The organism is Streptomyces sp. NPDC048424, assembly GCF_040651555.1.
Lineage (GTDB): Bacteria > Actinomycetota > Actinomycetes > Streptomycetales > Streptomycetaceae > Streptomyces.
Map to the genome: position 1 here is coordinate 105,998 of NZ_JBEZKE010000005.1, position 12,876 is coordinate 118,873.

Here is a 12,876-nt window from a genome sequence, read left to right on the forward strand (position 1 = left end):
CCGCATGGCACCTCACCACATGACGGTGCCCGCATCCGTGGTTCTCGTGACGGGCGTGGCGGGTTCGGGGAAGACCACCGTGGGACTGCTGCTGGCCGACCGGCTCGGCTGGGCCTTCCAGGACGCGGACGACCTCCACACGGCGGCGAACCGGGCCAGGATGGCCGCCGGCGAGGCCCTGTCCGACGAGGACAGACGCCCGTGGCTGGCCGCGGTCGCGGCATCGATCGACCGCCGCATCGCGGCGCGCGAACCCGCAGTCGTCGCCTGCTCCGCACTCAAGCGTGCCTACCGGGACCAACTGGCCCGGGGACGGCCCGACGTACGCCTGGTCCACCTGCACGGTTCGCGGCAGCTCATCCGGTCCCGGCTGCAGGCCCGGCACGGCCACTTCTTCCCCGCACGGCTGATGGACAGCCAGTTCGCCGACCTCCAGGAGCCGGCGCCCGACGAGCACGCCTGCGTGGTGGACATCGACCAGCCCCCGGAAGCCGTCGTCGAAGCCGTCCTCGCCCGACTCCGCGCCGTACCGCCCGAGGAGCCGCACATGCCCCCCACGGCATCAGGAGAACAGTGGCGGCTGCGCCACGGCCCGCACACGGCGGTGGTGGTCGAGCTGGGCGGCGCCCTGCGCCACTACGAGGTGGACGGGCGGCCGCTCCTCGACGGATTCGCCGCCGACGAGCCGATCACCGGCGGCCGCGGGCAGCTCCTCGTCCCCTGGCCGAACCGCATCGCCGGCGGCCGCTACCGGTTCGGCGACGAGGACCTGCAACTCCCGCTGACCGAACCGGAGAACGGCAACGCGATCCACGGCCTCCTCAGGTGGGTTCCGTGGCGGCCGCTCGCCCGCAGCGAGAACGCCGTCACGGTGGGCACCACCCTCTTCCCGCAGCCGGGATACCCGTACCGGCTCGAGGTCTCCGCCGAGTACCGGCTGGGGCCGGAAGGGCTGGAGACCACCGTCACCTCCACCAATACGGGGGACACGGCCGCGCCCTACGGCATGGGCCAGCACCCCTATCTGACCGTGGGCACCGACCTGGTGGACACCGCGCTGCTGACCGTGCCCGCCCGCCGGCGGCTCGTGAGCGACGCACACGGCCTGCCGACCGGTGAGGAGCCCGTCGAGGGCACGACGTACGACTTCCGCACCGCGAGGCCCATCGGCGAACAGCACCTGGACACCGCGTACACCGGGCTCGACCGGGACCCCGCCGGCCACTGCACGGTACGGCTCGCGCACCCCTCGGGGCGTCACGGCATCGACGTACGGCTCGTCGAGGGCATCGAGTACGTGCAGGTGTACACCGGGGACACGCTGTCGGAGCCCGGGCGGCGTCGGCGCGGTCTCGCCGTCGAGCCGATGTCCTGCCCGGCCGACGCCTTCCGCAGCGGCACGGCGCTCACCGTCCTGCAACCGGGCGACAGCCATGTCCTGCGCTGGGTCCTGGCCCCGTGGGGATCCCGGTGACCCCGGGCAGCGGGCCGTCGACGCCGCAGACCATGACCGATGGCGCCTTCCGCGCGCTGTACGAGGAGCTGCGCGAGCGCAGCCCCCGGGCCCCCGACGACCGGCGCGGGGCGCTCGGCCACCTGACGCCCGAGCGCGTCGTGGCCGCCGCCGCCGAAGTCCGCTCCGGACGTACGGTGTCCCTCGCCGCGCCCATCGAGACGCTGCCCGGCCCGGACAATCCCGAACCGGCACGCCACCGGATGATCGCGCCCGCCGACGGCGAGACCGGTGCGACCGGCGGCGACGCGCTGCACTTCGCCCGCGACCGGTTCGCGATGAACGTGCACGGGGACGCGGACAGCCATCTCGACGCGCTGTGCCACGTGCTGTTCGACGGGGAGCTCTACAACGGCGTGCCGGCGAGCAGCGTGACGTCCCATGGCGCCGGTGCGCTCACCGTCGAGGTCGTCCGGGACGGCATCGTCGGCCGTGGCGTGCTCCTGGACGTTCCGCGGCTGCGGGGCGTGCCGTGGCTGGAGCCCGGGGACCACGTGAGCGCCGCCGACCTGACCGGGGCGGAGGAGGCCCAAGGGGTCCGGGTGGGGCCGGGCGACCTGCTGTTCGTACGGGTGGGGCATCGACCGCGACGCGAGGAGCGCGGGGCGTGGGACGCCGCGCAGGCCCGGGCCGGCCTTCATCCCACGGCCGTACGGTTCCTGGCCGAGCGGCAGGTCTCCGCGCTGGGCTCGGACGGCAACAACGACACCGCCCCCAGCGCGGTGGCCGGGGTCGGCTTCCCCGTGCACGTGCTGGCGGTGCACGCCATGGGACTGCACCTGATGGACTACCTGCAGTTCGAGGAGTTGACCCGGGCCTGTGCCCGCGCCGGCCGGTGGTCCTTCCTGTGCGTGGTGGCGCCGCTCAGACTTCCGTCCGCCACCGGCTCGCCCGTGAACCCGATCGCCGTTCTGTGACGGACGGAGCGGGCGCCCCGTCCGGTCGCCGTACCCGGGAAGGAGCGATACGTTCGAAGAGGTGGGGTGGCTGCCGCGTCCCGGCAGCGCGCAGAAAGAGGACCCGGTGACGGAGCGGGTCCGCGAGCGCAAGGACGGTGGTCGCCGTGGGCGACTCCCCGCACTACGACGTCGTCATCATCGGCACCGGCGCCGGCGGCGGTACGCTCGCCCACCGGCTCGCCCCGTCCGGCAAACGGGTCCTCATCCTCGAACGGGGCGACTACCTTCCCCGCGAGCGGGACAACTGGGACTCCACCGCCGTGTTCGTGAAGGGCAAGTACCGGGCCCCGGAGTTCTGGCTGGACAAGAACGGCGACGAGTTCCCGCCCGAGGTCAACTACTACGTCGGCGGGAACACCAAGTTCTACGGCGCCGCCCTGTTCCGGCTGCGGCCCGAGGACTTCGGGGAACTGCGCCACCACGACGGGCTGTCGCCGGCCTGGCCGATCCGGTACGAGGACCTCGAGCCCTACTACACGCAGGCCGAGCACCTCTACCTGGTCCACGGACGCCACGGCGAGGACCCGTGGGAAGGGTCGTACAGCGCCCCGTACGCCCATCCGCCGGTCGAACACGAGCCGCGGATCCAGCAGTTGAGCGACGACCTGGAGAAGCGGGGTTTGCACCCCTTCCACCTGCCCATCGGCGTCAACCTGACACAGGACGAGCACGGGCGGGCGACCAGCTCCAGCGTCTGCATCCGCTGCGACCGCGTGGACGGCTTCCCCTGCCTGGTGCGCGCCAAGTCGGACGCCCAGGTGATCTGCGTGGAACCGGCCCTGCGGCACCCGAACGTCGAGATGATCACCAACGCGCGGGTGGTCCGGCTGGAGACCGACCCGACCGGACGCAGTGTCAGCAGCGTCGTGACCCGGAGCGAGGACGGCGCGGAGGCCTCCTACACCGCGGACATCGTGGTCGTCGCCTGCGGTGCGGTCAACTCCGCGGCGCTCCTGCTGGCCTCGGCCGACGACCGCCACCCGCGCGGGCTGGCGAACAGCTCCGACGTGGTGGGGCGGCACTACATGCGCCACAACAACCTGGCTCTGATGGCCATTTCGAAGGAGCCCAACGACACGAAGTTCCAGAAGACCCTGGCCCTGCACGACTGGTACCTCGGGGCCGACGACTGGGACTACCCGCTGGGCGGCATCCAGATGCTCGGCAAGTCGGACGCCGACCAGATCCACGGCGAGGCGCCCCGCTGGGCGGGCGCCGTGGCCCCCGACATGCCCTTCGAGGTCATGGCCCACCACGCGGTCGACTTCTGGCTGTGCGGCGAGGACCTTCCCCTCCCCGACAACCGGGTCACCCTCGAAGGAGACGGCACCATCCGTCTCGCGCTCGACGAGAAGAACAACATCGAGGGGCTGAAGCGCCTGCGGCACAAGCTCCAGGGCATGCTCAGCCATCTGGGGATGCACGAGCACCAGCTCCTGACGCGCAGCATCTACCTCCACAAGGGCATGCCGATCGGCGCCACGGCGCACCAGGCCGGCACCGTACGGTTCGGCGAAGACCCGGCCACCTCCGCCCTGGACGTGAACTGCAAGGCGCACGACCTCGACAACCTGTACGTGGTCGACACGAGCTTCTTCCCGAGCATCGGCGCGGTCAATCCGTCCCTCACGGCGATCGCCAACGCCCTGCGGGTGGGCGACCACCTCATCGAACGGCTGAGCTGACCTCGGAGGTTCCTCCGACCGGGCGTCGGTGCTCGGCCGCGTGGCCCAAGACCGCCTCGCCCGGCACGCCGATCCCCGAAGGGGGTGCTTTGGTGGCGTTCGGACCCTGCCGGACCGCGGTCCGGCGGATCGGACCGCGCATTCGAGGAGGCAGTCGATCGTGAGTTCCACCGAGGGTGTGCCGCAGGGCGTGATCCCCGCTCACCTGCTCAAGGGCCAGAAGGCGCTCGTCACCGGCGCCAACAGCGGGATCGGGAAGGCCACGGCCATCGGTCTGGGACGGGCCGGCGCAGACGTGGTCGTGAACTACGTGGCGGGCAAGGAAGAGGCCGAGAAGGTGGTCGAGGAGATCACCTCGTTCGGCGTGCGCGCCGCCGCGTACGAGGCGGACGTGTCGCAGGAGGACCAGGTCGTCGCCATGATGGACCGGATGGTCCAGGAGTTCGGCACGATCGACATCCTGGTCGCCAACGCCGGACTGCAGCGCGACGCCGCGTTCGAGGAGATGACGCTCGCCCAGTGGCAGAAGGTGCTGGACGTCAACCTCACGGGCCAGTTCCTCTGCGCGCGGGAAGCCACGAAGGAGTTCCTGCGGCGCGGCGTCGTCCCGGAGGTGTCCCGTGCGGCCGGAAAGATCATCTGCATGAGCTCCGTGCACCAGATCATCCCCTGGGCGGGGCACGCGAACTACGCGTCCTCCAAGGGCGGCGTACAGATGCTCATGGCGACCCTGGCCCAGGAGCTCGCGCCGAAGAAGATCCGCGTGAACGCGATCGCACCCGGAGCGATCAAAACACCGATCAACCGGGGCGCGTGGGAGACGGAGCAGGCCCGGCAGGACCTGCTGCGGCTGATCCCGTACGAGCGCATCGGCGATCCCGAGGACATCGCGTACGCGGCCGTGGCCCTCGCCTCCGACCTCATGGACTACGTCGTCGGGACCACGCTCTACGTGGACGGCGGGATGACCCTCTTCCCGGGCTTCGCCACCGGCGGCTGACCCTCGTCCGGCCCGTCTTCCCGAGCGGCAAAGGAACGCATGCACACCACGCTCCACCTGCTGGCGGCAGACGCCCCCGCCCAACTGCTCCCGGCCAGGGAGCTCATGGCGTTCACCCTGGCCTCCCACATCATCCTCGTGCCGATGGGTGTGGCGCTGCCGCTCATCACCCTGGTCATGCACTACATCGGCCTGCGCAAGAACGACGCCACGGCCCTGCTGCTGGCCCGGCGCTGGTCGGCCGTGATGGCCGTGCAGTTCGCGATCGGCGTCGTCACCGGCACCGTACTGTCGTTCGAGTTCGGCCTGCTCTGGCCCGGGCTGATGGGCAAGTGGGGTGATGTCTTCGGCATCGGCTTCGGTGTCGAGGCCTGGGCGTTCTTCCTCGAAGCCGTGCTCATCGCCATCTACCTGTACGGCTGGCGCAGGCTGAAGCCGCGCACCCACTTCCTGCTCGGGCTGCCGCTGCCGGCCACGGCGCTGCTGGGGGCCTTCGGCATCCTGGCGGCCAACTCGTGGATGAACACGCCCCAGGGGTTCTCGCTCGACTCCCAGGGCAACCCGGTCGACGTGAACGTCTGGAAGGCCATCTTCACCCCGATGTTCGGGCCGCAGTACTGGCACTTCGTGGTGGCGATGCTGCTGACCGCGGGCTACGTCGTGGCGGGCGTCTACGCCGTCGGATGGCTGCGCGGCCGCCGGGACCGCTACCACCGGCTCGGCTTCGCGGTGCCCTTCACGCTCGCCGCGGTGGCCACGCCGGTGCAGTTCATGCTGGGCGACTCGATCGCCCGGCAGGTGTTCCAGAAGCAGCCCGTGAAGTTCGCCGCGATGGAGATCGTCTGGGAGACCGACACCCACGTTCCGGAGTACCTCTTCGGCCGGCTCCATCCGGACGGCACCGTCTCCGGCGGCATCAAGATCCCCCAGCTCGACTCCATCCTGGCCGGGTTCAGCACGGACACCAAAGTGACCGGGCTGGCCTCCGTACCGGCGAGCGACAGGCCGAACGCCACTCAGGCCACGATCGCCCACTGGGCCTTCGACATCATGGTCGGGATCGGCAGCGTGCTCCTGCTCCTCGCCCTCTGGTACGGCCTGGTCTGGCTGCGCCACCGCCGGCCGCCCGGCTCCAAGTGGTTCTACGGCAGCGCCGCCTGCGCCGGTGTCGCCTCCGTCGTCGCCGTCGAATGCGGCTGGATCACGACCGAGGTGGGCCGCCAGCCCTGGATCGTCTACCAGAACATGCGCGTCGCGGAGGCCGTGACCTCGACCCGCTCCACCACCCTGTGGATCATGTTCGGCCTGGTGATCGTGGTGTACGTGTTCATCTTCGGGGCGTTCCTCACGGTGCTGCTGAAGATGCGCGACCGCTGGCGACTGGCCGACGCGCTGACGGACGGACGGCCGGTGGACGCCCCGGAGGCGGTCACCCCCTACGGTCCGCGCCCGGCCGTCCCGGCCGGCGACGCCCCGTCCTCGGGCGACGGCGGCTCCACGCCGTCCGGGGGAGGTGGCGCGTGATGGCCGACCTCGTCGCCTTCGTGATGCTGCTCGCGGTGGCCGCGTACGCCTGCGCCGGCGGGACCGACTACGGGGCCGGCTTCTGGGACCTGACGGCCGGCGGGGCCGAGCGCGGCAAGCGCCCCAGATGGCTGATCGACCACGCCATGGCGCCCGTCTGGGAGGTCAACAACGTCTGGCTGATCTTCGTCCTCATCCTCATGTGGACCGGGTTCCCCGTGCTGTTCCAGACGGTGTTCACCGCGATGTGGCTGCCCCTGGCCCTGGCCGCCCTCGGCATGGTCCTGCGCGGAGCCGGATTCGCCCTGCGCAAACCCAGCCGCCGGCTGGCCCGCCGGCGCCTCTACGGCGCGGTGTTCGCCATCGCCTCCCTGCTCACCCCGTTCTTCCTCGGGGCGGCCGTCGGCGCCATCGCCACCGGCCGGATCGCACCGGGCACCGAAGCCTCGGCGGACGCGTGGGCCAACCCCGCGTCCCTCCTGTTCGGTCTCGTCACGGTCACCGGGACCGCACTCCTCGGTGCCGTCTTCCTGACCGCCGACGCCAAGCGCTTCGACGTACCCGACCTGGTCGGCTACTTCCGGCTCCGCGCCCTCATCAGCCTGGTCGCGGTCGCCCTGGCGGCCGTGGGCGTCCTCCTGGTCACCCACGCCGAGGCCCCCCACGTCTGGCACGGACTGACCCACGGTGCGGGGCTCGCCCTCGCGATCGTGTCCGCCGTGTTCTTCGTCGCCACGGGACTGCTCGTACTGCGGGGCCGGACGCACTGGGCCCGCTTCAGCGCCGTCGGCATCGTCGGCGCGGCCGTCTTCGCCTGGGGGCTCGCACAGCACCCCTACCTCATTCCCACGTCCCTGTCGGTGGCGGACGCCGCGGGCGATCCCCAGACGCTGGCCTGGCTGTCGGTGGTCAGCCTCGTCGCCCTGCTGCTCGTCGCCCCGGCCGTCTTCTTCCTCTACTGGCTGGACACCCATGGCGAGCTGCAGCCCCTCACCGAATCCGAACTGCGACGGACCGGCCCCACGAGGGGGGAGGTGGCCGACGGCGACTGACCTCGTCGCGTCCCCCGTCGCGGCCGTGGGCCGAGGAAGGAAACCGCTGTGAGCGAGGACGACATCCTCCTCGGCATCGCCCTGGTCGTGGCCCTGGCCGCCGCCTGCCAGATCCTCGCCGGCAAACTGCGCGTCCCCGCGCTGATCCTGCTGCTGCCGGTCGGCTTCGCCGCGGGCGCCCTGACCGACATCGTCCAGCCGGACAAGCTGATCGGGGACGACTTCTCCGCCCTGGTGTCCCTGTCCGTGGCGGTGATCCTCTACGACGCCGGTCTCGGCCTCGACCTGCGCAACCTCACCGGCCACACCCGCTCGATCGTGGGCAGGCTGCTGCTCTTCGGCGTGGCCTTCACCTTCCTGGCCGTCTGCGCGGTCGGCCCGGCCCTGTTCGACATGTCGCTCAAGGTGGCCGCGATGGTCGGCATGATCCTCGTCGTGTCGGGGCCCACGGTCGTGGGGCCCCTGCTCCAGTACGTGCGGCCCACGGACAAGGTGCGGCGCCTGCTGATCTGGGAAGGGACACTGACCGACCCGATCGGCGCCATCCTCGGAGCCGTCGTCTTCCACGCCATCGACACGACGCACCAGATCGACATCGGCCGCGGCTACCAGATCGGCCAGTTCCTCATCAGCATGGCCGTCGGCCTCGTCGGCGGAGCCGTGGGCATCGCGGTGCTGTGGCTGACCCTGCGCGTGCTGCGGCTCGGCGAGACGCTCGGCACCCTGGCACAACTGGCCACCGTGATCGCCGTGTCGGCCGGCTGCGACATGGTCCGCGACGACACCGGGCTCATCGCCGCGATCGTCACCGGCATCGCCGCGGCCAACATCCGGGGCTTCGACATGCCCGCCCGCCGGCCCTTCTTCGAGACACTGGTCCAGCTGATCATCGGGCTGCTGTTCATCTCCATCTCGGCCAGCGTCACCCCCGCCTCCCTGACCCCCGTGCTCCTTCCCACGCTCGCCCTCGTCGCGCTCCTGGTCCTCGTGGTCCGGCCGCTCGTGGCCTTCGTCGCGACCATGGGCAAGGACATGACCCGGGGGGAACGGGCGTTCGCGGGATGGATGGCTCCGCGCGGCATCGTCGCGGCCTCCACCGCGGCGGCCTTCTCCGCGAGCCTCGTCCAACTGGGAGTGCGCGGCGCCTCCAAGATCCTTCCCATCACCTTCCTCGTGATCGTCTCGACGGTCGTGCTCTACGCCCTGACCGCGGGCCCCGTGGCCCGACGGCTCGGCGTCGCCCGGCCGAACCTCACACGGCCGCTGCTCGTGGGCGGCGCACCGTGGGCGATCGCCCTGGGCACGGCCCTGCGGTCCGCGGGGCTCGACGTACAGATGTGGGCGGGCATGGGCGAGGAACGCGAACGGATCAAGGACGCCGGAATCAAACTGGCCCGAGGAGACCTGCTGGCCACGGCCACCAACCCGCGGGCGCGGCTGGAGGGGGTCAACGCCGTCCTCCTGCTCACCGATGACGACGACTTCAACGCGCTCGCCTCGGTCGTGGTCGAGGACAACGTCGAGGGCCCCGTCTACCGGGTCGGGCCGCCCCACGAGAGCCACGGTGTCGTCGCTCCCTACACGGGCGGCGCCATCCTGTTCGGCGGCTCACTCGTCCGGCACGTCCTGGCCACACGGTACGAAGAGGGCGCCCGGTTCCTGGTACAGCCCGCCTCCGACCCGGTCCCGCCGGGACACGAAAGGCTGTTCGTGGTCAGCGCCGACGGCCGGCTGGACCCGGTCGACGAGACCCGGGACGTCGCCCCGCACGAGGGCGACGTCCTCGTCCTGCTCGGCCCGGTGCCAACGGTCTAGCCGCCGCCCCGCGCCGCACGGTTCAGGGTCTCGTCCAGGGTGATGGCCGCGTCGATGAGTGCCAGGTGGGTGAACGCCTGGGGGAAGTTGCCCAGCTGGCGGCCCGTCAGGGCGATCTCCTCCGAGTACAGGCCCAGGTGGTTGGCGTACGTCATCATCTTCTCGAGCACGAGCCTGGCCTGATCCGCCCGCCCGGCGCGCGCCAGGGCGTCGACGTACATGAAGGTGCACAGGGAGAAGGTTCCCTCGTTGCCGCGCAGGCCGTCGGGCGATGCCTCGGGGTTGTAGCGGTAGACCAGGCTGTCGGTGACCAGCTCCCGGTCCATCGCCTCCAAAGTGGACTTCCACATCGGGTCGTCGGGCGTGATGAACCCCACGGTCGGCATCCGCAGCAGCGCGGAGTCGAGCACGTCGCTGCCGTAGTGCTGGACGAAGGCCTTGCGGTCGGCGTCCCAGCCCTTCGCCAGGATCTGCTCGTAGATGTTGTCGCGCTCCGCGGCCCAGCGGGCGCTTTCGGCGGGCCGGCCGTGGGCGACCGCCAGCCGCAGCGCGCGGTCGAACGCGACCCACGACATCACCCGGCCGTACGTGAAGTGCTTGCGCCCGCCGCGGGTCTCCCACAGCCCCTCGCCGGCCTGGTCCCAGTGGTCCACGAGCCAGTCCAGCAGGGTGCGCAGCGAGGTCCAGCCGTGGATGTCCAGGTGGATGCCGTGCTGGTGGGCGAAGGAGATGCTGTCGAGCGCCTCGCCGTAGATGTCCAGCTGCAACTGGGTCGCCGCGCCGTTGCCTATGCGCACCGGAGCCGACCGCTGGTACCCCTCCCAGTGGTCCAGGGTCTCCTCGTAGAGATCGGAGGAACCGTCCACCCGGTACATGATGTTCAGCGGGCCCGTCTCGGTGTCGCCGCCGGCCTTCTCCTTCACCCGGTCGCTCAGCCAGGCGATGAACGCCCGCGCCTCCTCCGTGAACCCCAGTCCCAGCAGGGCGTACACCGAGAAGGACGCGTCCCGGATCCAGGTGAACCGGTAGTCCCAGTTGCGCTCGCCGCCCAACTGCTCCGGCAGACCCGCCGTGGGGGCCGCCACCAGGGCCCCACTGGGCGCGTACGTCATCAGCTTCAGAGTGATGGCGGAGCGCTCCACCATCTCGCGCCAGCGGCCCGCGTACCGGGACTGGTGGAGCCACGAGCGCCAGTACTGCCGGGTGTCGGCGAAGAGTTCCTGGAACTCGGCGACGCGGATCTCGTGCGGCGGCCCCGCTGCCGCCGACTCCATGACCAGTCCCCGCTGTTGGCCGGCCTCCAGCGGGAGCGTGACGCGGAGGTCGTGATCGCCGGTGAGGGTGTGCACGACGCGTTCGTCCTCGGGCTCGCGCACCACGCTGAGCGTGAGCTCCAGATCGTCCGAGGCGAACACCGCCCCGTTCTCGGTGACGCGCAGGGTGTGGGGCTTGCGCCCGTAGTCGAACCGCGGGGCGATGTCGATCCGGAACGTCATGCTGCCGCGGACGCACCGGAGCATGCGGACCAGGCGGTGGCGGTCCGTGGCCGTCGTTCCGGTCACCGGCATGAAGTCGACCACCTCGCCGGCACCGGCCTCGGTCATGAACCGCGTCACGAGAATCGCGGTGTCCGGCAGGTACAGCTGCTTCGTGGTGTACGTCTCGTCCGTCGGTCTGACGGTGAAATGGCCGCCCTTCTCCCAGTCGAGAAGAGCCCCGAACACACTGGGCGAATCGAAGCGGGGGCAGCAGAACCAGTCGATGGTTCCTTCGGTGGTCACCAGCGCCGCGGTCTGCAGATCACCGATCAGGCCGTGGTTTTCGATCAGCGGGTAGTCAGCCATGGGAGGACCCTTCCGACGCCACTCCCTCAGCTTAGGCGCGGCGTTCCCGACGGGCCTGCCGAGCGGATCGCCCGTTCCCGGCCCGTCCCTGGCCCGTCCCCGGCCCGTTCCTGCACCCGCCGGGAAACGGCCCTAGCATGAAAAACACGAGCCGGATGTTTCAGGTGGGAGCGGACGATGATGTCCTGGGCGGCACGCTTCCGGTTGCTGCAGTACGTCAAGGCAAGCCTGTGGATCATCCCGCTCTTCGGACTCCTGGTGGGGGTTCTGCTCGCCGAGTGGGCAGCCGGCGTGGACGGCGCGGGCTGGTGGCCGGACAGCTGGCGCTATTCCGCGACGACGGCGAGCAGTGTGCTGAGTTCCGTCGTCGGAGCCATGGTCGCGCTGCTCGGGTTCGTCGTGACGATCGGCGTGCTCGTCGTCCAGCAGGCCACCGGAACGCTGTCCCCGCGCTACATGCGCCTGTGGTACCGCGACCGCCTCCAGAAGGCGGTACTGGCCACGTTCGCGGGGACGTTCGCGTACGCCTTCTCCCTGTTGCGCCGGATCGAGTCGGACACCGTCCCCGACTTGGGCGTGACCCTGTCCGGTGTGGCCGTCTCCGCCAGCCTCGTCCTGCTGCTGATCTACCTCAACCGCTTCACGCACAACCTCCGGCCCGTGGCCATCGCCGACCTGGTGGGGCGCATGGGGGAGAAGGTGCTCATCCGCGCGACGGAACGCATCCGGCACTCCTCGGCGGGCGACGGGACCTCCCCGCCGTCCGCCGGTCCGGTGACCCTCATCCGGTCCGAACAGGGCGGGGTCATCCAGGCGTTCGACGCGGTGGGGCTGATCGCCACCGCCGTCCGCCACGACTGCGTCCTCGTACTGGCCCACCAGGTCGGCGACTTCGTACCGCCCGGCACCACCCTCGTCGAGGTCCACGGCTCCGCGCCGGGGCCCGACCCACGGCGGGTGACCGGGCTCGTCGCCCTCGGGACCGAGCGCACCATCGAGCAGGACCCCGCCTTCGCGGTCCGCGTCCTCGTCGACATCGCCATCCGCGCCCTCTCGCCCGCCGTGAACGACCCCACGACCGCCGTGCAGGTGCTCAACCACATCGACACGTTCCTGCACACGGTCGGCCGGGCCCCGCTCCGCGGCCGCTACGTGCTCGCCGACGGCGAGGGCCGGCCCCGGCTGATGGTGGAGGGCCGCGACTGGGAGAACTACCTGGAGCTCGGAGTCACCGAGATCCGTGAGTACGGGGCCACGTCGCTCCAGGTGTGCCGGCGGCTCCGCGCACTGCTGGACGACCTCCTCGAAACCCTGCCGGCCGAGCGGCTGCCGGCGGTCCGCGCGGAACTCGCCCTCCTCGACGAATCCGTCCACCGGGCGTTCACCGACCCCGCCCGCCGCGCCACCGCGCGAACGCCCGACCGCCAGGGCCTCGGTGGCGGGGCGCGTGCCGGGGAGGAGCCTTCCCGACGGTGGCGGTGAGA

General features: G+C 71.0%; 9 protein-coding genes. 8 read left to right on the forward strand and 1 reads right to left on the reverse strand.

The genetic code is table 11. The features are described from left to right. Positions 1–4 precede the first annotated feature (4 nt). The 7 genes from AB0D29_RS09175 to AB0D29_RS09205 all read left to right on the forward strand — a co-directional run bounded on the left by AB0D29_RS09175 (position 5) and on the right by AB0D29_RS09205 (position 9,548). Complete coding sequence (locus tag AB0D29_RS09175; protein ID WP_362852901.1) at positions 5–1,474, forward strand: gluconokinase, GntK/IdnK-type; 1,470 nt, start codon at positions 5–7, stop codon at positions 1,472–1,474. A gap of 32 nt (positions 1,475–1,506) precedes the next feature. Continuing rightward, entirely contained in the window at positions 1,507–2,430 is a 924-nt protein-coding gene (locus AB0D29_RS09180) for a cyclase family protein (protein WP_362852902.1), read from the forward strand. 146 nt (positions 2,431–2,576) lie between these two features. Beyond that, positions 2,577–4,157 (forward strand): GMC family oxidoreductase, encoded by a 1,581-nt coding sequence (locus AB0D29_RS09185; protein WP_362852903.1) that lies wholly within the window; start codon positions 2,577–2,579, stop codon positions 4,155–4,157. A gap of 160 nt (positions 4,158–4,317) precedes the next feature. After that, a complete protein-coding gene (locus tag AB0D29_RS09190) occupies positions 4,318–5,157 on the forward strand; it encodes an SDR family oxidoreductase (protein ID WP_362852904.1) in 840 nt (279 codons plus the stop codon). A 39-nt stretch (positions 5,158–5,196) separates the two neighbouring features. After that, positions 5,197–6,681 carry a cytochrome ubiquinol oxidase subunit I gene (locus tag AB0D29_RS09195; RefSeq protein ID WP_362852905.1) on the forward strand — a complete coding sequence of 495 codons (1,485 nt, stop codon included), beginning with the start codon at positions 5,197–5,199 and terminating at the stop codon, positions 6,679–6,681. Further along, positions 6,681–7,733 carry a cytochrome d ubiquinol oxidase subunit II gene (locus tag AB0D29_RS09200; RefSeq protein ID WP_362852906.1) on the forward strand — a complete coding sequence of 351 codons (1,053 nt, stop codon included), beginning with the start codon at positions 6,681–6,683 and terminating at the stop codon, positions 7,731–7,733. Before AB0D29_RS09195 ends, AB0D29_RS09200 begins: the two co-directional genes overlap by 1 nt. Before the next feature lie 48 nt (positions 7,734–7,781). Continuing rightward, entirely contained in the window at positions 7,782–9,548 is a 1,767-nt protein-coding gene (locus AB0D29_RS09205; protein WP_362852907.1) for a cation:proton antiporter, read from the forward strand. Here the strand turns inward: AB0D29_RS09205 and AB0D29_RS09210 are convergent. Then, positions 9,545–11,392: a glycoside hydrolase family 15 protein gene (locus AB0D29_RS09210; RefSeq protein ID WP_362852908.1), complete on the reverse strand. Its 1,848-nt coding sequence runs from the start codon at positions 11,390–11,392 to the stop codon at positions 9,545–9,547. The genes AB0D29_RS09205 and AB0D29_RS09210 overlap by 4 nt on opposite strands. A gap of 177 nt (positions 11,393–11,569) precedes the next feature. Here AB0D29_RS09210 and AB0D29_RS09215 point away from each other — a divergent pair, with 177 nt between their 5' ends. After that, positions 11,570–12,874 (forward strand): DUF2254 domain-containing protein, encoded by a 1,305-nt coding sequence (locus tag AB0D29_RS09215; RefSeq protein WP_362852909.1) that lies wholly within the window; start codon positions 11,570–11,572, stop codon positions 12,872–12,874. The last annotated feature ends 2 nt before the right edge of the window (positions 12,875–12,876 follow it).

Bases quoted from the DNA above. Each gene is read 5' to 3' on its own strand.
- AB0D29_RS09180 (WP_362852902.1), top strand. From the start codon at position 1,507: ATGACCGATGGCGCCTTCCGCGCGCTGTACGAGGAGCTGCGCGAGCGC.
- AB0D29_RS09195 (WP_362852905.1), top strand. From the start codon at position 5,197: ATGCACACCACGCTCCACCTGCTGGCGGCAGACGCCCCCGCCCAACTG.
- AB0D29_RS09200 (WP_362852906.1), top strand. From the start codon at position 6,681: ATGGCCGACCTCGTCGCCTTCGTGATGCTGCTCGCGGTGGCCGCGTAC.
- AB0D29_RS09210 (WP_362852908.1), bottom strand. From the start codon at position 11,392: ATGGCTGACTACCCGCTGATCGAAAACCACGGCCTGATCGGTGATCTG.
- AB0D29_RS09175 (WP_362852901.1), top strand. From the start codon at position 5: ATGGCACCTCACCACATGACGGTGCCCGCATCCGTGGTTCTCGTGACG.
- AB0D29_RS09215 (WP_362852909.1), top strand. From the start codon at position 11,570: ATGATGTCCTGGGCGGCACGCTTCCGGTTGCTGCAGTACGTCAAGGCA.